This window comes from Streptomyces typhae (assembly GCF_009755605.1).
Taxonomy (GTDB): Bacteria; Actinomycetota; Actinomycetes; order Streptomycetales; family Streptomycetaceae; genus Streptomyces; species Streptomyces typhae.
This window is the reverse complement of sequence record NZ_WPNZ01000026.1, coordinates 17,681-41,895: the sequence shown is the minus strand read 5'-3', so window position 1 is coordinate 41,895 and position 24,215 is coordinate 17,681. Positions and strand designations below refer to the sequence as shown.

General features: G+C 72.3%; 24 protein-coding genes and 1 pseudogene. 12 read left to right on the top strand and 13 right to left on the bottom strand.

Annotation, left to right across the window (positions count from 1 at the left end; all coding sequences use genetic code 11):
* Positions 1-43: 43 nt before the first annotated feature.
* The 7 genes and pseudogenes from GPA10_RS34320 (at position 44) to GPA10_RS34295 (ending at position 6,247) form a co-directional block, all read left to right on the top strand.
* Positions 44-964, top strand: a complete 921-nt coding sequence (locus tag GPA10_RS34320) for a glutamate ABC transporter substrate-binding protein (RefSeq protein WP_157168869.1) — start codon at positions 44-46, stop codon at positions 962-964.
* Positions 965-1,147: 183 nt separating this feature from the next.
* A complete protein-coding gene (locus GPA10_RS34315; RefSeq protein WP_058852642.1) occupies positions 1,148-1,795 on the top strand; it encodes an amino acid ABC transporter permease in 648 nt (215 codons plus the stop codon).
* Positions 1,792-2,673 carry an amino acid ABC transporter permease gene (locus tag GPA10_RS34310; protein WP_058852643.1) on the top strand — a complete coding sequence of 294 codons (882 nt, stop codon included), beginning with the start codon at positions 1,792-1,794 and terminating at the stop codon, positions 2,671-2,673. The genes GPA10_RS34315 and GPA10_RS34310 overlap by 4 nt, the downstream gene beginning before the upstream one ends.
* A gap of 307 nt (positions 2,674-2,980) precedes the next feature.
* Positions 2,981-4,633: pseudogene (locus GPA10_RS34305) on the top strand (FAD-dependent monooxygenase); the annotation flags it as partial.
* A gap of 382 nt (positions 4,634-5,015) precedes the next feature.
* Positions 5,016-5,183: a putative leader peptide gene (locus GPA10_RS44190; protein WP_425505864.1), complete on the top strand. Its 168-nt coding sequence runs from the start codon at positions 5,016-5,018 to the stop codon at positions 5,181-5,183.
* A gap of 72 nt (positions 5,184-5,255) precedes the next feature.
* Positions 5,256-5,804, top strand: coding sequence for a cupin domain-containing protein (locus GPA10_RS34300; RefSeq protein WP_157168868.1), 549 nt, complete (start codon positions 5,256-5,258; stop codon positions 5,802-5,804).
* The gene (locus GPA10_RS34295; RefSeq protein WP_058852645.1) at positions 5,801-6,247 is read left to right on the top strand and encodes a rhodanese-like domain-containing protein; all 447 of its coding nucleotides are present in this window, start codon (positions 5,801-5,803) and stop codon (positions 6,245-6,247) included. Before GPA10_RS34300 ends, GPA10_RS34295 begins: the two co-directional genes overlap by 4 nt.
* 224 nt (positions 6,248-6,471) lie before the next feature.
* Here the strand turns inward: GPA10_RS34295 and GPA10_RS34290 are convergent, their stop codons facing one another.
* The 4 genes from GPA10_RS34290 to GPA10_RS34275 form a co-directional block, all read right to left on the bottom strand.
* The gene (locus GPA10_RS34290; protein WP_058852646.1) at positions 6,472-7,113 is read right to left on the bottom strand and encodes a DUF6629 family protein; all 642 of its coding nucleotides are present in this window, start codon (positions 7,111-7,113) and stop codon (positions 6,472-6,474) included.
* A 227-nt stretch (positions 7,114-7,340) separates the two neighbouring features.
* Positions 7,341-8,132 carry a recombination regulator RecX gene (gene recX / locus GPA10_RS34285; RefSeq protein ID WP_343041639.1) on the bottom strand — a complete coding sequence of 264 codons (792 nt, stop codon included), beginning with the start codon at positions 8,130-8,132 and terminating at the stop codon, positions 7,341-7,343.
* A gap of 3 nt (positions 8,133-8,135) precedes the next feature.
* On the bottom strand, positions 8,136-9,263 hold the full coding sequence (recA, locus tag GPA10_RS34280) for a recombinase RecA (protein WP_058852647.1): 1,128 nt from the start codon (positions 9,261-9,263) through the stop codon (positions 8,136-8,138).
* Positions 9,264-9,507: 244 nt separating this feature from the next.
* On the bottom strand, positions 9,508-10,326 hold the full coding sequence (locus tag GPA10_RS34275; protein ID WP_157168867.1) for an SAM-dependent methyltransferase: 819 nt from the start codon (positions 10,324-10,326) through the stop codon (positions 9,508-9,510).
* 159 nt (positions 10,327-10,485) lie between these two features.
* On the opposite strand from GPA10_RS34275, the gene GPA10_RS34270 reads away from it, so the two are divergent.
* Positions 10,486-10,866 (top strand): SRPBCC family protein, encoded by a 381-nt coding sequence (locus tag GPA10_RS34270; protein ID WP_058852649.1) that lies wholly within the window; start codon positions 10,486-10,488, stop codon positions 10,864-10,866.
* 161 nt (positions 10,867-11,027) lie between these two features.
* On the opposite strand, the gene GPA10_RS34265 is transcribed toward GPA10_RS34270, so the two are convergent.
* Positions 11,028-12,314: an AI-2E family transporter gene (locus GPA10_RS34265; protein ID WP_343041638.1), complete on the bottom strand. Its 1,287-nt coding sequence runs from the start codon at positions 12,312-12,314 to the stop codon at positions 11,028-11,030.
* 139 nt (positions 12,315-12,453) lie between these two features.
* Positions 12,454-12,648, bottom strand: coding sequence for a DUF3046 domain-containing protein (locus tag GPA10_RS34260; RefSeq protein WP_058852650.1), 195 nt, complete (start codon positions 12,646-12,648; stop codon positions 12,454-12,456).
* 79 nt (positions 12,649-12,727) lie between these two features.
* Here GPA10_RS34260 and GPA10_RS34255 point away from each other — a divergent pair, with 79 nt between their 5' ends.
* Positions 12,728-13,669, top strand: a complete 942-nt coding sequence (locus GPA10_RS34255; RefSeq protein WP_157168866.1) for a hypothetical protein — start codon at positions 12,728-12,730, stop codon at positions 13,667-13,669.
* Positions 13,670-13,681: 12 nt separating this feature from the next.
* On the opposite strand, the gene GPA10_RS34250 is transcribed toward GPA10_RS34255, so the two are convergent.
* Genes GPA10_RS34250 through GPA10_RS43035 form a run of 3 tightly spaced genes read right to left on the bottom strand, consistent with a single transcriptional unit; the run spans position 13,682 to position 15,755 of the window.
* A complete protein-coding gene (locus tag GPA10_RS34250) occupies positions 13,682-13,990 on the bottom strand; it encodes an AzlD domain-containing protein (RefSeq protein WP_157168865.1) in 309 nt (102 codons plus the stop codon).
* Entirely contained in the window at positions 13,987-14,844 is an 858-nt protein-coding gene (locus GPA10_RS34245) for an AzlC family ABC transporter permease (protein WP_425505863.1), read from the bottom strand. Before GPA10_RS34245 ends, GPA10_RS34250 begins: the two co-directional genes overlap by 4 nt.
* Positions 14,829-15,755 (bottom strand): AraC family transcriptional regulator, encoded by a 927-nt coding sequence (locus GPA10_RS43035; protein ID WP_157168864.1) that lies wholly within the window; start codon positions 15,753-15,755, stop codon positions 14,829-14,831. The genes GPA10_RS34245 and GPA10_RS43035 overlap by 16 nt, the downstream gene beginning before the upstream one ends.
* A 79-nt stretch (positions 15,756-15,834) precedes the next feature.
* Between GPA10_RS43035 and GPA10_RS34235 the strand changes: the two genes are divergently transcribed.
* The 3 genes from GPA10_RS34235 (at position 15,835) to GPA10_RS34225 (ending at position 22,208) form a co-directional block, all read left to right on the top strand.
* Complete coding sequence (locus GPA10_RS34235; RefSeq protein ID WP_157168863.1) at positions 15,835-20,526, top strand: Lhr family ATP-dependent helicase; 4,692 nt, start codon at positions 15,835-15,837, stop codon at positions 20,524-20,526.
* A gap of 68 nt (positions 20,527-20,594) precedes the next feature.
* The gene (locus GPA10_RS34230; RefSeq protein ID WP_157168862.1) at positions 20,595-21,395 is read left to right on the top strand and encodes an Fpg/Nei family DNA glycosylase; all 801 of its coding nucleotides are present in this window, start codon (positions 20,595-20,597) and stop codon (positions 21,393-21,395) included.
* Between the two features lie 36 nt (positions 21,396-21,431).
* Positions 21,432-22,208, top strand: coding sequence for an SDR family NAD(P)-dependent oxidoreductase (locus GPA10_RS34225; RefSeq protein WP_157168861.1), 777 nt, complete (start codon positions 21,432-21,434; stop codon positions 22,206-22,208).
* Here the strand turns inward: GPA10_RS34225 and GPA10_RS43030 are convergent.
* From GPA10_RS43030 to GPA10_RS34205, 4 genes are all read right to left on the bottom strand, one after another.
* Complete coding sequence (locus GPA10_RS43030) at positions 22,156-22,401, bottom strand: hypothetical protein (protein WP_343041636.1); 246 nt, start codon at positions 22,399-22,401, stop codon at positions 22,156-22,158. The genes GPA10_RS34225 and GPA10_RS43030 overlap by 53 nt on opposite strands.
* A gap of 20 nt (positions 22,402-22,421) precedes the next feature.
* The gene (locus GPA10_RS34215; RefSeq protein ID WP_058852657.1) at positions 22,422-22,892 is read right to left on the bottom strand and encodes a Dps family protein; all 471 of its coding nucleotides are present in this window, start codon (positions 22,890-22,892) and stop codon (positions 22,422-22,424) included.
* Between the two features lie 222 nt (positions 22,893-23,114).
* Entirely contained in the window at positions 23,115-23,489 is a 375-nt protein-coding gene (locus GPA10_RS34210; protein WP_030688912.1) for a helix-turn-helix domain-containing protein, read from the bottom strand.
* A 109-nt stretch (positions 23,490-23,598) separates the two neighbouring features.
* The gene (locus GPA10_RS34205; RefSeq protein ID WP_157168918.1) at positions 23,599-24,186 is read right to left on the bottom strand and encodes a CinA family protein; all 588 of its coding nucleotides are present in this window, start codon (positions 24,184-24,186) and stop codon (positions 23,599-23,601) included.
* Between the last annotated feature and the right edge of the window lie 29 nt (positions 24,187-24,215).

The window sequence follows — 24,215 nt, the reverse complement described above, 5'->3', positions numbered from 1 at the left end:
TTCACGCCGTCTCAACGCCAGTCAAGACAAAGGATGTTCACTCATGAAGCTCCGTAAGTCCGCCGCCGTCGCAGCGGCCGTCGCTGCCCTCTCGCTCACCGCCACCGCCTGCGGCGGCAAGGAGGGCTCCGCCGGTGACAAGCCGGAGGGCCCCGCCAAGTCCAGCGGCAAGGAACTGAGCTACACGGTCAAGAAGGGCGTCACGGTCGACTCCTCGGTCCTCAAGGCGGCCCAGAAGCGCGGCAAGATCGTGATCGGTGCCAAGGCGGACCAGCCCTACCTCGGCTTCCAGGACCAGTCGACCAAGGAGTACTCCGGCTTCGACATCGAGATCGCCAAGATGATCGCGGCGGACCTGGGCTTCTCGGCGAAGCAGATCGAGTGGAAGACGGTCGACTCCGGAGCCCGTGAGACCGCGGTCTCCAAGGGCGACGTCGACCTGATGATCGGCACGTACACGATCAACGACGAGCGCAAGAAGCAGATCGACTTCGCGGGCCCCTACTACCACGCCGGTGCCTCGCTGCTCGTCCGCAAGGACGAGAAGGACATCAAGGGCCCGGAGACCGTACGCGGCAAGAAGGTCTGTTCGATCGTCGGCTCCACGCCGCTGCAGAACATCAAGAAGCCGAAGTACGGCGCCAAGGTGACCGAGCTCTCCAAGTACTCGGAGTGCGTCGCCCAGATGCTGAACAACCAGGTCGACGCGGTCACCACGGACGACGCGATCCTGATGGGCTACGCCGCGCAGAACAAGGGCAAGCTCAAGGTCGTCGGCGACACCTTCTCGGACGAGCCGTACGGCGTCGGCCTGAAGAAGGGCGACGCCGCCCTCCAGAAGGCCGTCGCGGACGCCATCAAGGCGCACCAGGAGAACGGCGACTACAAGAAGGCCTTCGACGCCACGATCGGTATCTCGGGCTCCGAGTACCAGGAGCCGCCGGCCTTCACCGACCCGAAGTAGTCCAGGACGTCCCGCTCCCCCGCCGCCACGCGGCCAGGAGCGGGACGTTCCCTGTAAGAACCGATGCCGGAATCGCTGTCGGACCCGTCGCGAAGACCTGCCGGACCCGTCGACGCCGACGCCGACGGCCCGGACCTGGCGTGAACCCCCTGCGACCCGTCGCGAACACCTCGCGGAGAATCCATGGACGTATTGCTCGACAACCTGTCGCTCTTCCGCGAAGGGTTTTACGGCACTGTCAAGTTGACCGTCGTCAGTGCGCTGGTGGCCATCGTGGCCGGCGTCATCGTCGCAGGGTGCCGCGTCTCGCCGGTGCTGCCCCTGCGCATATTCGGGACCGCCTGGGTCACCCTGCTGCGGAACACGCCGCTGACGCTGCTGTTCCTGGTGGCGTTCTTCGTCGTCCCGAAGGTCCTCTACCCGGACCTCGACTCCTTCGCCCTCGCCGTCGCCGCGTGCGGGTTCTACACGTCCGCCTTCGTGGCCGAGGCGGTGCGCTCGGGCATCAACACGGTGCCGCTCGGCCAGGCCGAGGCGGCCCGCTCGATCGGTCTCACGTTCACGCAGAGCATGCGCCTGGTCGTGCTGCCCCAGGCCACCCGCAACGTGGTGCCGCCGCTGTCCAGCATCTTCATCGCCCTGACGAAGAACACGGCCATCGCGGGCGCCTTCGACAACACCGAACTGTTCAACGTCTCGAAGACCCTGAGCAACGACGGCTACGACATCGTGATGATCTTCGTCTGGATCACGGTCGCCTATCTGATCATCACGTACGCCATCAACGGCCTCTTCCGGGTCCTGGAGCACCGTCTGGAGGTCGCCCGATGAGCGCCAACGTCCTCTTCGACGCCCCGGGCCCCAAAGCCCGCGTCCGCAACATCATCTACACCGTCATCGGCGGCCTGGCCGTCGTCGGCGGCATCGTGTGGATCATCCTGCGACTGAACGACAAGGGCGAGTTCGACCCGGACCTGTGGGACATCTTCAACTACTCCGGCATCCGGCAGAACATCTTCGACTCGCTGCTCGCCACCCTGAAGGTCTTCGCCCTCGCCGGTGTCCTGTCGCTGGTCTTCGCGGTCATCCTGTGCGTGGCCCGGCTGTCCGAGCACCGTCCGGTGCGGTGGTTCGCCGTCGCCTTCATCGATCTCTTCCGCTCGATCCCGCTGCTCATCACCATCTTCGCCCTCTGGGTCGGCCTCGTCGGTGACATGACGCCCTTCTGGGCGCTGGTGCTCGGCCTGACGATCTACAACGGGTGCGTGCAGGCGGAGGTGCTGCGCGCGGGCATCAACGCGGTGCCCAAGGGCCAGAAGGAGGCCGCGTACGCGCTCGGCCTGCGCAAGACCCAGGTCATGGCGACCGTGCTGTTCCCGCAGGCCATCCGCTCGATGCTGCCGTCGATCATCAGTCAGCTCGTGGTGACGCTGAAGGACACCTCCCTCGGCTTCATGATCCTCTACCCGGAACTGCTGCAGTCCGCCCGGCTCATCGCCAACAACACTCCGGTGAACGGCGTCTATCCGTTCGTCCAGACGGTCACCGTCTTCGGTGCCATCTACATCTCGCTCTGCATGCTGCTCTCCGCGCTCGCCACCTGGCTGGAGCGGCGCGGGCGGCGCGCGAAGACGGGCATCCGGGTGGCCGCCGCGACCGAGCCCACCGCGGCGGCGGACATCGCCGACACGGCTCCCGACCCGAAGTAGCACGGGGGCTCCGGACCCCGAGCAGGACCGGCGGGGCCAGCAGGACCAGCAGGACCAGGCTCTCTGGTACGAACGTGTGGGGGTCCGCCGGTGTTCCGGCGGACCCCCACACGTTCCCTCCGCGGCAGCCGCCGGACGTTCTGGCAGGTCATGAGGCATTCTGAGGGTTCCGCCCCCGAGCGTCCGGCTTGACGGGGTGGCACGCAGTCTGTTGCATACGTTCTGTGATCGTGCACCGGGCTTCAACTGCCATTTCCTGTACGTACGTCCACCCCGCGCGGACCGTGACGACAGGAGGCCGTGCCCCGTGGACCCGGTGATCGTCGTCGGCGCGGGCCCCGTCGGTCTCACCCTCGCCCTGGCTCTCGCACGTCACTCCGTCCCCACCGTCGTCCTCGACGAAGGCCCCGGCAAGGACGAGCACCGGCCCGCGCGGACGGCCGTCCTCCGGGACGACACCGCAGCGCTCGTGGAACGGCTCGCCGGGCGCTCCTTCGGCCGCGGGGACGGCGGCACGCGCGGTGGCTGGGACAGCGGCACGCGCTGGAGCGGCTGGCGTGCGATGCGCAGGAAGCAGGTGATGCGGCAGCTCACTTTCAGTGATGAGCTGCCCGCTCCCCTGCACCTGCCGCAGCACGTGCTGACCGGCGCCCTGCGCGACGCCGTCGCCGACCAGCGCCTCGTCAAGATCGCAGTCGAGAGCAAGCTCGACACCCTGGAGCAGCACGCGTCCGGGATCACCGCGCACACCCGCGGCCCCAAGGACACCTGGTGGCGCGGCAGCCACCTGGTGGGCTGCGACGGCCCGCGCTCGACCGTGCGCAAGCTGCTCGACGTCCGCTTCCCCGGACGCACCGCGGTGGAGCGGCACGCGGTCGCCGCGCTGCGTACGGAACTTCCGTGGCCCGGTGAGGCGTTGTTGCACCGTAGCCCTCCTTGGCGGGGCGGGGGCCCCGAGGTGACGGCCCGTCCGCTCGACCAGGGGGTGTGGCGGATCGACTGGCTGCTGCCCCCGCGCGGCGAGCTGGTGACGCCCGAAGCCCTCGTGGCCCGCATCCGGGAGACCCTCGCCGGGTGGTGCGGCGGCGCCACCCCGTCGTACGAGCTGCTCGACACCGGTGTGCACACCGTCCACCACCGCCTGGCCCGCCGGTGGCGGGTGGGCCGCGCCTTCCTCGCCGGCGACGCCGCGCACCTCCTGGGAGCGCTCGGCACGCACGGCCTGGACGAGGGCCTGCGCGACGCCGACAACCTCGCCTGGAAGCTGGCGCTCGCCTGGCACCACGGCCCCCACGAAGCCCTGCTCGACAGCTACCAGACCGAGCGGCGCGGCGCCGTCGCCACCCGCCTGCGCACCGCCGACCAGGCACTGCCGCTGCTGCGCGGTGGCAAGGGCCTGCGCGCGTACGTGCCCGGCTCCGCGCGCAGCCAGGACGCGCTGCTGATGGACGGCCATGTGGGCAGCGGAGCGTTGGGCACGCCCGGGTCGTACGCCGACTCGCCGCTGGCGGCGGAGCCCTCTGACTCCGTGGTGCCGGTGGACACGCCTCCGGGCACCCCCGTCGCCGACGTTGGCGTGACGGCGCCCGACGGCTCCTTCGTGCCGCTGCGGGGCCGGCTCGGCCGCGGCAAACTGCTCGTCGTGCTCGTCGCCCCCGGCACCATCGTGTGGGAACGGCGGCACTGGGTGACGGCCGGGATCATGCCGCGGCTCGCCGCCGCGGTCACCGCGCTCCCCTGCCCCGCCGAGCTCCTCGTCGCGGAGGCCTACCCGGGCGCCGCCGCGCACACCGTCCTCCTCGTACGCCCCGACGGCCATCTGGTCACCGCCCTCAACGGCGTACGTCCCGCCGAGCTGTACGCGGCGGCGGAGGCGGTGCTGGGCAGGAGCGCGGGACGGGCGGGCGGGCCACGGCCACGCGCCGCCGAGGGGGCGGAGGGCGACGGCGCCGAGGCGGGCGGCAGCGAGGGCGACGGCGGCAAGCCCGGCGACGGTCCTTCGGGCGGCGGCGACGGCAGGGGCGCCGCCGGTGAACCGGTCGGGACGCCTTCGGGATCAGCTTCCGCCGGGGCGCCCTCAGAAGCGGCTGCCCCCGGGGCGCCCTCGGGACCGGTTTCCGCCGGGGCGACGGCGGGCCCGACATCCGGAGGTGCACCATCGGGACCGGGGTCCACCGGCGTGCCTTCGGGGCCGGGGTCCACCGGCGTGCCTTCCGGGCCGGGCTCCACCGGCGTGCCCTCGGGGCCGGGCTCCGAACGCCGGTCCGGGCCTGCGCCAGACGTGCCGTCGCGTACCGCTCCGGCCGCTCCCACCAGCGGAAAAGCTGGTCCTCAAGGTCCTGATGCGACCCCCGGGAGCGACCGACGGACCAGATGATGAGCATGAGTTGACCGCTCTGCTGCTGCATGGTCTACTCCGGACCATGACCGACACCGCTGTTCGCCTGTGGCGGCGGGTCCACATGGACCTCGTGCGCTACGCAGGCTGCGTGTGTCGGCCGTCCTGCTGAATTCGCCACCTTCGTCTTTCTGCGCGCGCCGTGAACCGGCGCGCTCTTCCGCGAACTCACTGGACGGTTCTCATGTCTGCCTCCGTACCGGCTTCTGCCTCCGTACCGACGCCCGCCCGCCCCGCGGGCACGCCCACCTCTGCCGAACTTCTCGACTTCGTGCGCCGCACCGCGGCCGACACCGACCTGGTCGCCTCACTGCCCCTGGACCCCGAAGGCCGTACCTGGGTACGCCTGGAGGGCCCCCGCGGCAGTGAGGCCTGGCTGATCGGCTGGCCGCCGGGCACCGGCACCGGCTGGCACGACCACGCCGAGTCCGTCGGCGCCTTCACCACCGCCGCGGGCACCCTCAAGGAGCACTCGCTCGCCGCTCGACTCCCCACCGACGGCTGGAAGACCCTGGAACTCACCGAAGGCGTCGACCGCAAGCGGAACCTCGCCACCGGCCAGGGCCGCGCCTTCGGCCGCAACCACGTGCACGAAGTGCTCAACGAGTCTCCGACCGAGCACGCCGTCTCCGTACACGCCTACTATCCGCCGCTGCCACAGATCCGCCGCTACAGCCGCACCGGCGCGGTGCTGCGCCTGGAGCACGTCGAGCGTCCGGAGGACTGGCAGTGAGCGCCGGACGGGAACTGAACGCGCTGAACGAGGATCCGGGCGTGGCCAAGACCCCGTTGGGCATCGACGAGTTGCTCGACCGTGTGCGACTCGGCCTCGACAGGGTGACCGCGGAGCAGGCGCACGCCATCTGGAGCTCCGGCGGACTGCTCGTCGACACCCGGTACGCGGCGCTCCGCGAGCGCGACGGCCTGGTACCGGGCGCTCTCGTCGTCGAACGCAACGAACTGGAGTGGCGTCTCGACCCGCAGGGCAGCCACCGCCTCCCCGAGGCCGTGAGTCACGACGTGCGCGTCGTGGTGTTCTGCAACGAGGGCTACGCGTCGAGCCTCGCGGCCGCCTCCCTGCGGCAGTTGGGGCTGCGGCACGCCACGGACCTCATCGGGGGATTCCAGGCGTGGAAAGCCGCGGGTCTGCCGGTCGAGCAGAGCGGCCTCTCCTAGCTCTTCCTGTCCTGCCCGGCCTGTCCTGGTCGGCCAGCTCTGGTCTGCCTGTTCTGCCCGGCCTGTCCTGGACGGCCAGCTCTGGTCTGCCTGTTCTGGTCGGCCTGTTCTGGTCTGCCTGTCCTGGCCGGCCAGCTCTGACCGGCCTGTTCTGGCTCTTCCTGGACCAGCCCCTTGAGGTGTGGTCGGCCCCCGGGCCGGGGAGTACGCGCGCGTGGACGCGCCTAGCCTCGGCCCGGGGGTCGTGGAGCGTGCGCCCTGCGCCTTGCGACCCACACCGTCAGGACCACCGAACTCACCGCGGCGAACGCGCACCACGTCGAGATGTACTCCTGCCGCCACAGCACCGCGGACACCACTGCCCCGACGGCGACCAGGACCCCGAACAGGACCAGGCCCCGGTCACCGGACAGGAGCAGCGAGCCGATGGTGGCGAGGAGATAGCCGACGACGATCAGCCCCGCCTGCGGCAGCCCCAGGGAGTACCCGACGGTGTGACCGCGGATCTCGGCCGTCACGGTGCGGGTCGCGAGGGTGTGGGCCAGCACCGCCGCGGTCACGGCCCCCGCGGCCAGGGGGACGAGCAGACGGCGGCGGGCGCCCGGCGGTGCGGCGCACAGCACGGCCGCCGGTACCCACAGAGCGAGGAGCGGCAGCGCGATGACGGCCCAGGCGATGGTGGCCGGTCCGCTGCCGCCGTGGTTGTGCCAGACCGCGGCCTCAATGATTTGGTGGGCTCCCAGGAGGAGCGGCAGTGCGGCCAGCGGCAGGTCACGGGGCCGGCGCGCCGCCAGGGTCACCGAGAGGACCCCCACGGCCGCGATGCCCGTTCCTGCGACGAGGTCGGCCGTTGCGCTCCAGCACATGACAGCAACGCTACGACTGCCGTGGCGCGTGAGCGCGCCGGGCCCTCCTCCGGAGCCACGTCACCCGCCCTCACGGATACGGCCCTCACGGATACGCCCCGCCTCCGGGGGCACGTCGCGGATGCGGAGCCACGTCACGGCTGCGGAGCCGCGCCGTCCTCCTTCGGAGCCGCACCGCGCCTCGCGAAATATGTGACCCTACCCGGGCCGGGCAGGCCCGTGACTGCTCAGAACCCCTCGTACCCCAGCTCTTCCGTGTCCTCCCCCTCTTCCTCAAGCGCCTGCCGCACCACCCGGAGGGCCATGCCTTCCGGGTAGCCCTTGCGGGCGAGCATGCCCGCGAGGCGGCGGAGCCTCTTGTCGCGGTCGAGGCCGCGCGTGGAGCGGAGCTTGCGGGCTACGAGCTCGCGGGCGGTGGCCTCTTCCTGGTCCGAGTCCAGCTGTCCGACGGCTTCCTCGATCACCGACGAGTCCACGCCCTTGGTCCGCAGCTCCCGCGCGAGTGCCCGTCGGGCCAGCCCGCGGCCGTGGTGCCGGGACTCGACCCAGGCGCCCGCGAAGGCCTCGTCGTCGATCAGGCCGACCTCTTCGAAGCGGGAGAGGACTTCCTCCGCCACGTCGTCGGGGACCTCCCGCTTGCGCAAGGCGTCGGCCAGCTGCTTGCGCGTGCGCGGGGTCCCGGTGAGCAGGCGCAGGCAGATCGCCCTCGCCCGCTCAGCCGGGTCCCCTGTGGGCGGCTCCCCGTCCTCGGCCCTCGACGAGGACGGGGAACCGCTGTCCTGTGGGTCACCGAAGCCGCCGCGGCGCCGTCGTCCACCGCTGCGGGAGCCCCTGTCACCCTGTCTTCCGCCCTGACGGCCGCCACTCCGCCGACCAGAGCCCTGCCGACCGCCGCCCTCGCCGTCGTCCGGAGCCCCGGGGTCGGCATCCTCCAGCGCGTACTCGTCCGGCCCGACGGCGGTGAAGCGGTCACGCCCCGCGGGGGCGGCGTGGTCCGCCCAGTCGGTTCGTCGTGTCACGGCCTAGCTCTTGGCCGCCGCGGCCTTGGACTTGGTGGCCTTGACCGCGGGGGCGGGCACCGCCTTGGCCGCTTCCTCCGCGGCGGGAGCGGCGGCTGCCGCCGCGTCGGCGCCGGGCTCGGCCGCGGCCTCCGGGCGCACGCCGACGCCCAGCTTGTCCTTGATCTTCTTCTCGATCTCGTTGGCGAGGTCGGGGTTGTCCTTGAGGAAGTTGCGGGCGTTCTCCTTGCCCTGGCCGAGCTGGTCGCCCTCGTACGTGTACCAGGCGCCGGCCTTGCGGACGAAGCCGTGCTCCACGCCCATGTCGATCAGGCCGCCCTCGCGGCTGATGCCCTGGCCGTAGAGGATGTCGAACTCGGCCTGCTTGAAGGGCGGCGCGACCTTGTTCTTGACGACCTTGACGCGGGTGCGGTTGCCGACCGCGTCCGTGCCGTCCTTCAGGGTCTCGATGCGGCGGATGTCCATGCGCACCGAGGCGTAGAACTTCAGCGCCCGGCCACCGGTCGTGGTCTCCGGGGAGCCGAACATCACGCCGATCTTCTCGCGCAGCTGGTTGATGAAGATCGCGGTGGTCTTCGACTGGTTGAGCGCACTGGTGATCTTCCGCAGGGCCTGGCTCATCAGACGGGCCTGGAGACCCACGTGCGAGTCACCCATCTCGCCCTCGATCTCCGCGCGCGGCACCAGGGCGGCGACGGAGTCGATGACGATGAGGTCGAGCGCGCCGGAGCGGACCAGCATGTCCGTGATCTCCAGGGCCTGCTCGCCGTTGTCCGGCTGGGACAGGATGAGGTTGTCGATGTCGACGCCGAGCTTCTTCGCGTACTCGGGGTCGAGTGCGTGCTCCGCGTCCACGAAGGCCACCGCGCCACCCGCCCGCTGGGCGTTGGCCACGGCGTGCAGGGTGAGGGTCGTCTTGCCGGAGGACTCCGGGCCGTACACCTCCACCACGCGGCCGCGGGGGATGCCGCCGACGCCGAGCGCGACATCGAGCGCGGTCGACCCGGTGGGGATGACCTCGATGGGCTCGTTCGGCCGCTCGCCCATGCGCATCACTGCGCCCTTGCCGAATTGCCGTTCAATCTGTGCGAGCGCGGCGTCGAGCGCCTTCTCGCGGTCGGTTCCTGCCATGGGTTCCACCCGGTTTGCTTGAGTCGATCGCTTCACGTCAAAGACGCTAACGCCTGCCACTGACAATGCGCCCCGACGCCCTCTCGGCCTGTGGACAACCCGGGCCGATCCGTCCCGCCGCAATCCACCGGCGCGCCCCGGGGACACCCCCTGCGAACCCTTGGGACAGCACCGCCGGAACCCCAATCAGAATGGATGTTCGATTTAACTGTCAAGCGCACCACGCGGGGGCGGCCCGAGCTGATCATCCAGTCGGCTTGCGGGCCAGGCCACCGTGCTCGCCGATGGCCACCGGGGCCGGGGAGGCCGCGTCCGGACGCCAGAACGGCACCGAGACGACTCCGGGTTCGAGCAGTTCCAGGCCGTCGAAGAACGCCGTGATCTGCTCGACGGGGCGCAGGAAGTACGGCAGGGCGCCGCTCTCGTTGTACGCGTCCTGGGCCTGTTCGTAGTCGGCGTCGGTCCCGCGCGAACCATCGTTGATGGAGAGGTAGCTGCCGGGCGGCAGCCCGTCCAGGAGGCGGGAGACGATGGCGCGCGCCTGCTCGTAGTCGGCGATGTGCCCCAGGATGTTGCTGAGGATGAGAGCGGTGGGGCGGGTGAGGTCCAGCGTCTCGGCCGCCGCCGCCAGGATGCGGCCGGGGTCGGACAGGTTGGCGTCGACGTAGGCGGTCGCGCCCTCGCTCGTGGAGGTGAGCAGGGCGCGGGCGTGCGCGAGGACCATCGGGTCGTGGTCGACGTAGACGATCCTGCTCTCGGGGGCGAGCCGCTGGGCGACCTCGTGGGTGTTGTCCACGGTCGGCAGGCCGGTCCCGATGTCCAGGAACTGCCGGATGCCCGCCTCGGTGACCAGGTGGGCGATGTTGCGGCGCAGAAAGGCGCGGCTGCTGCGGGCGACGGTGACGATGCCGGGGAAGACGGCGCTGTAGGCGTCACCAGCTGCCTCGTCGACGGGGTAGTTGTCCTTGCCGCCCAGCCAGTAGTTCCAGATGCGGGCCGAGTGCGGGACCGACGTGTCGATCTTCTGGCGCGCCGCCGGTCCGGGCGTCTTGTGGTCGCTCATGGCTCCCGTCCGTCCTTCGAGGTGTGGCAGTTCCACCGCACAACCTACGTGTCAACAGCACGCACGCGTGCCCCAGTTCACGCGCGCGGCGGGCGGGGCGACGAAGAACCGCCGTGCGGGCGACGAAGATCCGCTGCGCGGGCCGCTACGGTGGCGCCCATGCACGTGAGCGCCGAAACGGTGGTGCCGGCTCCGCCGGGCCGGGTCTGGGAACTGGTCACGACGCCCGAGGGCTTCGCCCGGTGGTACGCCTTCGGAGGGGCCACGATCGATCTCAGGCCGGGCGGCACCATGGCGCTGCGCTGGGACGAGCACGGGGTGTCCGCCGCGCGCGTCGTCGACGTCCAGGAGGGACGCCTCTGGTCGTTCCGCTGGGAGCCCGGACCGGGGGCGCTGGTGGAGATCTCGCTGCTGCCCGCCGCGGACGGTACCGACGTGCGCATCGTCGAGAGCGGTGACCTGGAGGACCCCGGGCTGAGCGAGATGGCCTGGCAGAGCGCGCTCGGGCTGCTGCGGGACCTGGCACTGCGCGAGGACTGAGCCGGGGGCTCGGTCGGTGCCACGCCTGCGCCCGGACGCCTCGCACACCCGCCCCCGCGTCCGGAACGGCGTCCGCCGAGTTCGTCACGGCGTCTGCCGGGTCCGATGCGGTGTCCGCCGAGCCCAGTGCGACGTCCACCGAGCCCGATACGGCATCCGCGCTACCGCGGACCGCCGGGCGGCGTCCCGTCGTCGCCCGCGGACGACGGCGGCGCGTCCGGCCCCGGTCTCTCCGGCGCCCTCAGCACGCGCCGCACGCGCGCGAGGAGGGGTGCTCCGCCACGCCGGTGGTGTCCGTGGACGCGCGGGTCGTCCGTCACGTCGTACCGCTTCACGTACGCCCCCAGGAAGGCCTGGAGCGTCGCCACCGCCGGGATGGCGACCAGGGCGCCGACCGCGCCCAGGAGGGCCGTGCCCGCGATGACCGACCCGAAGGCGACCGCCGGATGGATGTCGACGCTCTTGGCGGTGAGCTTGGGCTGTAGGACGTAGTTCTCGAACTGCTGGTAGATCACGACGAACACCAGCACCCACAGGGCGTACCAGGGGTCCACGGTGAAGGCGATCAGCATCGGCAGGGCGCCCGCCAGGTAGGTGCCGATCGTGGGGATGAACTGGGAGACCAGGCCGACCCAGACCGCGAGCACGGGCGCGTACGGCACGCCCAGGACCTCGAGCAGGATGTAGTGCGCGATCCCGGAGATCAGCGCCATCAGGCCGCGGGAGTAGAGATAACCGCCGGTCTTGTTGACCGCGATCTCCCAGGCGCGCAGGACCTCGGCCTGCTTGGCGGGCGGCAGCACCGAGCACAGCGCGCGCCGCAGCCGCGGGCCGTCGGCCGCGAAGTAGAACGAGAACAGCAGGATCGTCAGGAGCTGGAACAGGCCGCCGAGCACCTGCGCGGAGACGTCCAGGACGCCGCTGGCGCTGTTCTGCACGTACTTCCGCAGCCAGTCGGAGTGGATCAGGCTGTCCTGGACCTCCACCCGGGACAGGTCCGTGTCGAAGTTCTGGTTGATCCAGCGGATGACCTTGTCCAGGTAGTCGGGGAAGTCCTCGACCATGTCGACGATCTGCCCGGCGAGCATCGACCCCATCATCGTGATGAACCCGGCGCTCGCGATCACCACGCCGAGGAAGACGATGCCGGTGGCGAGGCCGCGGCGCAGACCGCGCGCCGCCATCCAGCTCACGGCCGGCTCCACGGCGAGGGCCAGGAAGAACGCGATCAGGATGTTGATCAACAGCCCGGTGAGCTGGTGGAAGGCCCAGCTGCCGAGCTGGAAACAGGCGATCAGCGCGAGCGCGAGCACCATGGCGCGCGGCAGCCAGCGGGGCATTCCGGCGCCCCTGCCCCGGTCGGTGCCCGCGGGGGGCCCTGCGGGCGGCGTGGTGCCGGGCGGCGGTGCCTCGGAGGTGATGTGCGCTGTCTCGTCTGTGGGTGCCACCGTGACAGTCTCGCCCACAGCGCCGACATTCGGCCGCCGACCCCTGTTTCCGGGGCCCTGCGCGCGCTCGCGGGGGCGCACGGCGCACGGACCGCCCGCTGGAGGGCCACCCGGCCGCCTCCCGAGCTACGGACGGCTGTCAGCGGTTTTCGGCCGGTACGTCCATGGCGGAGCAGACCGCGCGCCACACGTCCTTGGCCTCCCAGCCCGCGTCCAGTGCCTGGTGCACCGTGCGCCCGCCGAGTTCCGTCATCACGTGATCGCGCGCGAAGGTGTCGGCGTACCCCGCACCGAAGTGCTCCGCCATCCGCTGCCAGAAGACCGTCAACCGCATGCGTCCAGTATCGCGCCCCTGAGAGTGCAGCCCCGCCCGGAGGGCTCCCCGGGGCCGCGTTCCGCCCTACCTTCGGAGCATGGCCGAAACTGGAGCGTCCCCGCACGCCGCTTCCCCTCCGCTCTCCCCGTTGCAGCGCGCCGAGCAGTTCGTCTGGCTCACCGCCCGCGTCCTCGAACAGCGACGGTTCGCGTTCCACTTCCTCGACGGCGGGGCCGACGCGGTGGAGACCGCGCTGTCCGCGTACGGCAACGAGGACGGCGGTTACGGCCACGCCCTGGAGCCGGACCTGCGCGGCCCGGTGAGCCAGCCGCTGCACACCGGGCACGCGCTGCGCGTCCTGGACTCCATCGGGCGCTGCGGGGGCATGCGCGTGGAGCGTGTCTGCCGCTATCTGACCTCCGTCTCGACGTCCGACGGCGCCCTGCCCGCGATCCATCCCAGCCAGCGCGGCTACCCCTGCGCGCCGTTCGTGCCGGTGGTGGACCACCCGCCGAGCGAGCTCCTCGCGACCGGTCCGGTAGTGGGTCTGCTGCACCGCAACGAGGTGTGGCACGCCTGGCTCTTCCGGGCCACCGACTTCTGCTGGCTGACCGTGGAGTCCCTGGAGAAGTCGCATCCGTACGAGGTCCAGGCGGCCGTCGCCTTCCTCGACGGGGCACCCGACCGCCCGCGCGCGGAGGCGGCCGCGGACCGGCTCGGCCGCCTCGTGCGCGAGCAGCGGCTGGTGGTCCTCGACCCGGAGCGCGCCGGCACCGCCCCGGTCTCTGCGGGGTACGGGCCCGGGGAGCACCACTTCGCACACGACTACGCGAAGGCGCCCGAATCGCTCGCGCGCGCGTGGTTCACGGACGAGGAGATGGCACGTTCCCTGGACTTCCTGGTGGCCGAGCAGGAGGGGGACGGCGGCTGGCCGGTCCGGTGGCGGCGCTGGGCTCCGGGCACCGCCCTGGAGTCACGTCCGATCGTCACGATCGAGGCGCTGCGTACGCTGCGGGCGTTCGGAAGGGCCATCGCCTGAGGGCGGTGCCGCTCACCCCGTGAGCGCCCGCACGCCCGCCGTGACGACGACGGCCGCCCCGATCACCACCAGGAAGGGCGCGCGCAGCAGGAGGGCCACGAGGGCCGCGGCCAGGCCCGCCGCCCTGGCGTCGAGCACGAGCTCCCGGCCGTCGGCGAAGGCCTGCTGGGCCGTGAGCGCGGCGAGCAGCGCCACGGGGAGGAGGGCGGCCAGGCGCTGCACGAGCGGCCGCTCCAGCGTGCCCGCGGACACGAGGAGCCCCGCGAGCTTGACGACGTAGCAACCGACGACCGTCACGGCGATCGCGATCCAGATGCTCAACGGCCCTCTCCTTCTTCACGGTTCGGCTGCGCACGCCCTCCCTGTTCACGGTTCCCCAGCCCACGCCCCCCTCGGTCCCGCCGTGCCGCACGCCCCGCTGCGCACCGCCCCGCCACGCGCCCCTCTACGTAGAGGACGGTCGGGACGGCCAGGGCCGCGGCAAGGACCGGTACTCCCGCCGGAAGGAACGGCAGCAGGCCGAGGCCGAGAAGAACGGCCACGGCCGCGACGGCCCGGTGCCGCGCGGTCCGCACCATCGGCGCGAGCAGGGCGAGGAACACGGCGGGGCCCGCGGCGTCGAGCCCCCAGGTGTCGGTGTCGCCGATCGCCTCGGCACCCAGGGCGCCCAGGAACGTGGTGAGGCCCCACAGGACGTACAGGCTGACCCCCGTGACGGCGAACCCGAGGCGGGCGGCGCGCCGTCCCGTCTGCGCCAGGGCCACCGCGGCCGTCTCGTCGATCACGAAGTGGGCGGCGAGGGGGCGCACCGCGCGCGGGAGGGCCAGCAACTGGGAGAGCCGCAGCCCGTAGAACGCGTTGCGCATGCTGAGGAAGACGGCACCCACGGCCGCCGCGACCGGGCTCCCGCCGCCCGCGAGCGCGCTCACCAGGGCGAACTGGGAGGCACCGGTGAACGCAAGAAGGCTCAGGGCACAGGACTGAAGCACGGTGAGGCCGCTGCCGGCCGACGTGACTCCGAAGGCGAACCCGGAGAGGCCGACGGCGACCCCGACGCCGAGCGCGTCCCGGACGACGGGCGAACGCACGCCCGTGGCCCGTGCATGCCTCCGGGCGTCCTGCGGGTCCTGGGGGCGGCCCCCGGAAATGTCTGCGGACGCTATTCGCTCTGCCACCCCGCGGACGCTACGAGAGGCACCCGCGGGCGGTCTTGTACGTTCTTGCGCTCCCGCTGGTAGGCGCCCGGAGGCACCCCCACGATGCGGGCGAAGTGACGGTTCAGATGCGGTTGGTCGGTGAAGCCGACGGCGACGGCCGCGGCGGCCGGGGACGTACCCGCGTCCAGGAGGTGGCGGGCACGGCGCACGCGCGCGTCCGTCAGCCAGGCGTGCGGCGGCATGCCGTACGCGTCGCGGAAGGCACGCAGCAGCGCGAAGGAGCTCACGCCGAGACCGGCGGCGAGCCGCTCCAGGCTCGGCGGGTCGGCGAGCTGCTCCTCCAGGACGGCACGCGCGCGTGCCGCCACGCGTGCGCCCGCCGAGCGCACGGCGCGCTGCGGCAGGCTGCCGCCGTTGCGCCGCAGCAGCCGGGTGACGGCGACCCGCAGGAACGTGTCGGCCGCCAGCGCGTTGCCCTCCTCCGCGGCGCGCAGCACACGGTGGACCAGGGCCACCGCGTAGGGATCGTCGACCACCGGCAGCACGAAACCGGGCGTCCCCTTGAGGGCGGTGGTCTCCGCGGCGATGGCGGCGACCACCTCGGGTGCGGGGTAGACCGCACCGTACCGCCAGCCCTCGGGTGCTCCGGCGCGGCCGGTGTGCGGAGTGTCGGGGTTGACGAGGGCGACGGCCCCCGGTCCTGCGTGCCGGTCGGCACCCGTGTGGTGGAACACGTCGACGCCCTCGCGGATCGCGGCGAGGACGAAGTGCTCGTGGGTGTGGCGGCTGAACGTCTTGCGGACGTAGTGGGCGCGCAGCAGGTCGACGCCGGGCAGCTCCGCGTAGGTCCAGTGCCGCGCCCGCTCGCCTCCCGACGGACCGGCCCCGCGACGGGCCGAACCGGCCACGCCCCGCGTCGAACCAGCCATGCCCCCATTCTGCGCCACGGACGCAACCCGTTTTCCGCAGGTCGGAGGCATTGTCAGTGGCGGGGTGCACGATGGGTCCATGGTCAGGTCCGCACGCAGTCCCGACGACGCCCTCGACGGCTTCTCCCCCGCGACCCGCGGCTGGTTCACGGGAGCCTTCTCCGCGCCGACGTCCGCCCAGGCAGGCGCCTGGCGGGCCATCGCCGAGGGCTCGGACGTGCTGGTGGTGGCGCCGACCGGCTCCGGCAAGACCCTCGCCGCGTTCCTCGCCGCGCTCGACCAGCTGGCCTCGACCCCGCCGCCGGCCGACCCCAAGCAGCGCTGCCGGGTGCTGTACGTGTCGCCGCTGAAAGCCCTCGCCGTCGACGTGGAACGCAATCTGCGCAGCCCGCTGACGGGCATCCGCCAGGAGTCCGTGCGTCTCGGCCTGCCCGAGCCCGAGGTCCGCGTCGGCATCCGCTCCGGCGACACTCCGGCGGCCGAGCGCCGCGCCCTGTCCACCCGCCCGCCGGACATCCTGATCACGACACCCGAATCGCTGTTCCTGATGCTGACGTCCGCCACGCGGGACGCCCTGACGGGCATCGAGACGGTGATCCTGGACGAGGTGCACGCGGTCGCGGGCACCAAGCGCGGGGCGCATCTGGCGCTGTCCCTGGAGCGCCTCGACGCCCTCCTGAAGCGTCCGGCCCGCCGGATCGGCCTGTCGGCGACGGTCCGCCCGGTGGACGAGGTCGCGCGGTATCTGTCGCCGCAGCGCCGCGTCGAAGTGGTCCAGCCCGCGTCCGGCAAGGAGTTCGACCTCTCCGTGGTGGTGCCGGTCGAGGACCTGGGCGAGCTGGGCGGCTCCCCGGCGACGGACTCGGACGAGGGCGCCGAGCGCTCCTCGATCTGGCCGCATGTCGAGGAGCGCATCACCGACCTGGTGCAGGCGCATCGCTCGACCATCGTCTTCGCCAACTCCCGCCGCCTGGCGGAGCGCCTGTGCAACCGCCTGAACGAGATCGCCTACGAACGCGCGACGGGCGAGGCGCTGCCCGAGGACCACAGCCCGGCCGAGCTCATGGCCGAGTCGGGTGCCGCCAAGGGCGCGCCGCCGGTCCTGGCCCGCGCGCATCACGGCTCGGTCTCCAAGGAGCAGCGCGCCCAGGTCGAGGAGGACCTGAAGGCGGGCCGGCTGCCCGCGGTGGTCGCCACGTCCAGCCTGGAGCTGGGCATCGACATGGGCGCGGTGGACCTGGTGATCCAGGTCGAATCACCCCCCTCCGTGGCATCCGGCCTGCAACGGGTGGGCCGCGCGGGGCACCAGGTGGGAGCCGTGTCCACCGGAGTCGTCTTCCCCAAGTACCGAGGGGACCTGGTCCAGGCCGCCGTCGTCACCGAACGGATGCGCACGGGCGCCATCGAGTCGCTGCGCGTCCCCGCCAACCCCCTGGACGTGCTGGCCCAGCAGCTCGTCGCGATGGTGGCCCTCGACTCCTGGCAGGTCGACGACCTGCTGGCCGTGGTCCGCCGGGCCGCGCCGTTCGCCTCGCTCCCGGAGTCGGCGTTCACGTCCGTCCTGGACATGCTCGCGGGGCGCTATCCGTCCGACGCGTTCGCGGAGCTGCGCCCGCGCGTGGTGTGGGACCGCGTGGCGGGCACGGTCACGGGCAGGCCGGGCGCCCAGCGCCTCGCGGTGACCTCCGGCGGCACGATCCCCGACCGCGGCCTGTTCGGCGTCTTCCTCGCGGGCGCGGACCCGAAGAAGGGCGGCGGCCGCGTCGGCGAGCTCGACGAGGAGATGGTCTACGAATCCCGCGTGGGCGACGTCTTCACACTCGGCACGAGCTCCTGGCGCATCGAGGACATCACCCGCGACCGCGTCCTGGTCTCCCCCGCGCCCGGCGTGCCCGGCAGGCTGCCGTTCTGGAAGGGCGACCAGCTGGGCCGCCCGCTGGAGCTGGGCCGCGCCCTCGGCGCGTTCCTGCGCGAGGTCGGTTCGCTGTCCCCGGACGACGCGCGGTCGCGCCTGCTGGCAGCGGGCCTCGACACCTGGGCCGCGGAGAACGTCCTGACGTACCTCACCGAGCAGCGCGAGGCGTGCGGCCACATCCCGGACGACCGCACGATCGTGGTCGAGCGCTTCCGGGACGAGCTGGGCGACTGGCGCGTGGTGGTGCACTCGCCGTTCGGCGCCCAGGTGCACGCCCCCTGGGCGCTGGCCCTCGGTGCCCGCCTCACCGAGCGGTACGGCATGGACGCCCAGGTCATGCACGCGGACGACGGCATCGTGCTGCGTCTGCCTGACGCCGACCTGATGGGCCTCGGTCTCGACCTGCTCGACCAGGACCCCGCGGACCGCGGCGCGCCCCTGGACGCGTCGGGATCGGCGTTCGACTCCGACCAGCCCCCCGTGGGCGCGGGCGACGTGGCCTTCGACAAGGGCGAGGTCCGCCAGATCGTCACCGACCAGGTCGGCGGCTCGGCGCTGTTCGCCTCCCGCTTCCGCGAGTGCGCGGCCCGCGCGCTGCTGCTGCCGCGACGCAGCCCCGGCAAGCGCACCCCGCTGTGGCAGCAGCGCCAGCGCGCCGCCCAGCTCCTCGAAGTCACCAGCGAGTTCGGTTCGTTCCCGATCGTCCTGGAGGCCGTCAGGGAGTGCCTCCAGGACGTCTTCGACGTACCGGGCCTGACCGAGCTGATGGGTGACATCGAGTCCCGGAGCGTCCGCCTCGTCGAGGTCACCACGCCGGAGCCCTCCCCCTTCGCCCGCTCCCTCCTGTTCGGGTACGTGGCCCAGTTCCTGTACGAGGGCGACTCCCCCCTGGCCGAGCGCCGCGCCGCCGCGCTGTCCCTCGACGCCCGTCTCCTCGCCGAACTCCTCGGCCAGGCCGAACTGCGCGAACTCCTCGACGCGGACGTCCTCGGCACGCTGGAGCAGGAACTCCAGTGGCTCACGGAGGACCGCCGCGTCAAGGACGCCGAAGGCGTGGCGGACCTGCTGCGCCTCCTCGGGCCGCTCACGGACGCGGAGCTCGCCGAGCGCGGCGCGGAGCCCGAGTGGGCCACGGAGCTTGCCGGAGCCCGCCGCGCCATCCGCGTCCGCATCGCGGGCGCTGACCACTGGGCGGCGATCGAGGACGCGGGCCGACTGCGGGACGCGCTGGGCACAGCACTGCCGGTAGGAGTGCCGGAGGCCTTCACCGAGCCGGTGAAGGACCCCCTGGGCGACCTCCTTGCGCGCTTCGCCCGCACCCACGGCCCGTTCACCTCCGCCGCGGCCGCCGCCCGCTTCGGCCTCGGGGCGGCCGTCACGGACGGGGCGCTGCACCGCCTCGCGGCGAACGGCCGCGTCGTACAGGGCGAGTTCCACCCGGCGGGAATCGGCCAGGAGTGGTGCGACGCCACCGTCCTGCGCCGACTGCGCCGCCGCTCCCTGGCAGCCCTGCGCCATGAACTGGAGCCGGTGCCGCCGACCGCCCTCGCCCACTTCCTGCCGCAGTGGCAGCATCTGAGCGGACACGGACTGCGCGGCATCGACGGCCTCGTACGCGCCATCGAACAGCTCCAAGGAGCGTCCGTCCCGGCATCCGCCCTGGAAAAGCTCGTCCTGCCCGCCCGGGTCGGCGGCTACACCCCGGCCATGCTCGACGAACTGACGACAGCGGGAGAAGTGATCTGGGCCGGAGCGGGCGCGCTCCCCGGCAAGGACGGCTGGATCAGCCTGTATCTGGCGGACGCGGCCCCGCTGCTCCTCCCGCCCCCGCACCCGCTGGAGCCGACGGCGCTCCACCAGTCCGTCCTCGACACCCTGTCCGGCGGGTACGGCCTGTTCTTCCGCCAGATCACCGACCAGGTGCGCGCCACCACGCACCCCGAGGCCACCGACCCGCAACTGGCCGACGCCGTCTGGGAGCTGGCCTGGTCGGGCCGCCTCACCAACGACACGCTCGCCCCCATGCGCGCCCTTCTGGGTTCCGGCCGCACCGCGGGCTCGACGGCCCACCGCGCCAAACGCACCGTCCCGCGCGGGCGGTACGGCACGCTGACGGGCGCGGCCCGCCCCGTCTCCCGCACGGGCCCGCCCACGGTCGCGGGCCGGTGGTCCCTGCTGCCCGCCCGCGAGCCCGACACGACACTGCGGGCCCACGCCCTGGCCCGTACGCTGCTCGACCGGCACGGTGTGGTGACCCGCGGGGCGGTCGGCGCCGAGGGCGTGGAGGGCGGTTTCTCCGCGGTGTACCGCGTCCTGTCGGCCTTCGAGGACAACGGCCAGGCGCGGCGGGGGTATGTGGTGGAGGGGCTCGGGGCCGCGCAGTTCGCGATGGACGGTGCGGTGGACCGGCTTCGGGCGGGAGCCAACGCCCGGGAGCGGGGCGACGGCTCCCTGCGGTCCGACGCCCAGGTCGTCGTGCTGGCCGCCGCGGACCCCGCCAATGCGTACGGCGCCGCTCTGCCATGGCCCGATTCGCCCGACGACGCCGGCCACAAGCCGGGCCGCAAGGCGGGCTCCCTGGTCGTTCTGGTCGACGGCGAGCTCGTGCTCTACATGGAGCGGGGCGGCAAGTCGCTCCTGGCCTGGCCGACCTCTCCGGGCGACGCGCCCCCGGCGGACGACCCACGGCTGCTCGCCGCCGCCGGAGCGCTGGCCGGCTCCGCCAAGGCGGGCGCCCTGGGAACCGTCACGGTGGAACGCATCAACGCCTCCCCCGCCCTGACCTCCCCCTACGCCCCTCTCCTGGAACACTCCGGCTTCCACGCCACCCCCCGGGGCCTCCGCCTGCGCCCCTGACGCTCCCCACGGCACCCACGCTGCGCCACCCCCACCGGCACGAAGCAGAAAGATGCAACGCTACCCCCATGCCCGAAGGAGACACCGTCCACCAAGCGGCCCGCCGCCTCCACGTCGCCCTGGCAGGCCACACCCTCACCCGCTCCGACCTGCGCGTCCCCAAACTCGCCCTCTCCGACCTCACCAATCGCACCGTCCTGGACGTGACCCCCCGCGGCAAACACCTCCTCACCCGCGTCGAAGGAGGCCTCACCCTCCACTCGCACCTGGGCATGGAAGGCTCCTGGCGCCTGTACACCCCGGCAGAACGCTGGCGAGGAGGCCCCGCCCACCAGATCCGAGCCATCCTCGCCACCGCCGAACGCACAGCCGTCGGCTACCGCCTGCCCGTCCTGGAACTGCTCCGCACGACCGACGAACACCGGGCGGTGGGCCACCTGGGCCCCGACCTCCTCGGCCCGGACTGGGACCCGGAACAGGCCCTGCGCAACCTCCGCGCCACCCCCGAGCGCTCCCTGGGCGAGGCACTCCTCGACCAGCGCAACCTCGCGGGCGTCGGCAACGTCTACAAGAGCGAGGCCTGCTTCCTTCTCGGCGTCACCCCCTGGTTGCCGGTGGGCGAGCTCCCCGAGGAGACGGCGACCCGCATCCCCGCCCTGGCGAAGAAGCTCCTGGAAGCGAACCGCAACCGCCCGGCGCGCATGACGACAGGCGTGGACGCCCCGGGCCGCCGCCTGTACGTGTACGGCCGCGCACCCCGCCCCTGCCTGCGCTGCGGCACCCGGGTGCGCAAGGCGGAGCAGGGCGACCCGACCCGCCGCCGCCCCACGTACTGGTGCCCGACATGCCAGCAGGGCCCGACCCCTTAGTTGACGCCCCGTCAGGTCCACCTCTACGTTCACCCCATGCCGACAAGGGCGTACGACCTCACCGGCCGCACCGCATTCGTCACGGGCGCCGCCGGCGGCATAGGGCGCGCCACCGCGGTACTCCTCGCGGAGGCGGGCGCGGAAGTGCACTGCGCCGATCGCGACGCGCAGGGGCTGACGGGAACGGCCACCCGGGTAGCGGCGGACGGCGGCAAGGCGGTGACGTACACCGTGGACGTCACCGACAGGAGACAGGTGGACCGGGCGGTGGCCGAGGCCGCGGAGAGCGCGGGCCGCTTGGACGTGATGGCGGCGATCGCCGGGATCATGCACAGCAGCACGGTCCTGGAGACCTCGGACGAGGACCTGGACCGGGTCCTGGCCGTGAAATTCAAGGGAGTGCTGTACGCCTGCCAGGCGGCGGCCCGCACGATGATCGCCACCGGTGCGGGCGGCAGCATCGTCACGATGGCGTCGGGCGCGGTGGACGCCAGCCGGCCGGGCCTGCTCTGCTACGCCTCGGCGAAGGCGGCCGTCGTACAGCTGACGAAGACGCTGGCGACGGAGGCCGGCCCGTACGGCATCCGGGTCAACGCGGTGGCTCCGGGGTGGATTCGTACGCCGATGACGCACCGCCACGATCGGGCGGCGCGAGAGGCGGTCGAGGCGACACTGGCGCGCAGATCACCGCTGGGCAGGGTGGGCGAACCCGACGACGTCGCACATGCGGTTCTGCACCTGGCGTCGGACGCGTCGGCGTTCACGACGGGTCAGATCCTCCGCCCGAACGGCGGGGTTGCCATGCCCTGGTAGGGGCGGCCCGCCCGCGCCGGGCCTGCCGCATGGCCCGAGCCCTGGGCACACAGTGCACCGGCAGCAGACTCAGCCCCCACCCCCCGGCGGCGACGGCGCCTTCGAGCACGCCCGCGCCGGGAGCGAGGGCAAGCCGGAGAACGGCCCACCACCACAGCGCGGAAAGGCCCAGGGCCGTCACCCAGCGGAGCACGACCGGCGACCCGCCGTCCGCTACCCGTTCTCGGCCTGGAACATCCAGTGGTGCTTCTCCAGGTCGCCGGTGATCTGGATGAAGATGTCCTGGCTGACGGGATCCGCCTCACCGGTGGCGTTCACCCGCTCCCGCATCCGCGTGATCACCGCGCCGAGGGCGTCCACGAGCGTCCCGACCGCGTCGACATCCTTGACCCAGCCGTCGGCGACCTTGCCGATGCCGCTGCTCGACGCCACCGTCGCGGCCCGCCCGTCGGGCGGGACCCCGAGGGCGGAGGCCCGCTCGGCCACGGTGTCGGAGTGCTGCCGGGCGGTGTCCACGACCTCGTCGAGCTGGAGGTGCACGGAGCGGAAGCGGGACCCGACCACGTTCCAGTGGATCTGCTTGGCCACCAGGGACAGGTCGACGAGGTCCACGAGGGCTCCCTGCAGCGCCTCGGACACCGTCTTCAGGTCGGCGTCGGGCAAGGGGCTCTTCACGACGTACATGGTTCCTCCGCGTCTCGGCAGTGAGGGAGATCGAAGTGATGGAGATCAAGTCGTCCCGAACCACCACCATGGCGCAAGCACGTGAGTGCGGCCACTTCAGCACAGACCAGCACCCACGCCGCAAGAACCACACACGACAAAAACCCCGACCGATCACCCGGCCGGGGCTTTCTGTGCACGTGCGCGTGCGCGTGGGGGACGACCGAACGTCAAGCAGCCACGTCAGGCGGCGACGACGTCGACCGCCTCCGCGGGCGCCTTGATGGTCACCCGTTCTGGTGGCACACCGGTCACCGAGACGGAATTGAGCATCGGACGCACCGGTGCGCGCACCGGTTCCGTAGCCGCTGCCGACTCGGCCAGCTCGGCGAGCGAGAGCTCGTCGCTCACTTCCCGCATGAGCTCGGACATCCGTACGTCAAGCGCGTCGCAGATCGCGGAAAGCAGCTCGGAGGAAGCCTCCTTCTGCCCCCGCTCCACCTCGGAGAGATAGCCGAGTGAGACTCGGGCGGACGAGGAGACTTCGCGCAGAGTACGGCCCTGGCGCTGGCGCTGCCGACGCAGCACGTCACCCAGCAGGCGACGGAGCAGAATCATCGGTGGCTCCCTCCTCGGACCGCGTAGCCGCATCCTTCTCGCCCCACCGTACCGCCTCGCGCGGCGGCCGTGCGGGGAGCGATGTCGTGTTCACTCAGGGCTGCAAACATCAAGTCCCCCCGTTCTGTTCCGTATCCTGTGCCCGCCCATTCCCGGTCCGTTCGCCGGAGAGCTGGTCGAGAAGCAGTTCCAGCACGCTCCGGACGCTCTCCATACGGATTTCCGTACGGTTTCCGTTCAACCGCAGTGCGGCGACTTTCCCCTCAGAGCGAAGCGCGGAACCCGAGCCGGATTCGAGGCAACCGTCAGTTTCAGGCCGGTCCGAACCCCCCGGTCCGGCGACGGCGACGAACACCGTTCCGACCGGCTGGCCGTCCTGCCGCTCCGGCCCGGCGACGCCGGTGGTGGCGACGCCCCAGTCCGCGCCGAGCAGCGCGCGCACACCGCGGGCCATCTGCAGCGCGACCTCGCCGTCCACGGCACCGCGCTCGGCGAGCAGGTCGGCGTCGACACCGAGCAGATCACGCTTCACCTCGGTCGCGTACGAGGTCACCGAGCCCTTGAAGGCCCGGGAGGCACCCGGCGCCGAGGTCACCTCGGCGGCGACGAGGCCTCCGGTCAGTGATTCGGCGACGGCCAGCGTCTCCCCGCGCTCGACGAGCAGGCGCAGCACCTCGACGGCGGACTTGGCGAGCAGGGCCCCCTCGGCGATCCGGGCGGTCACCG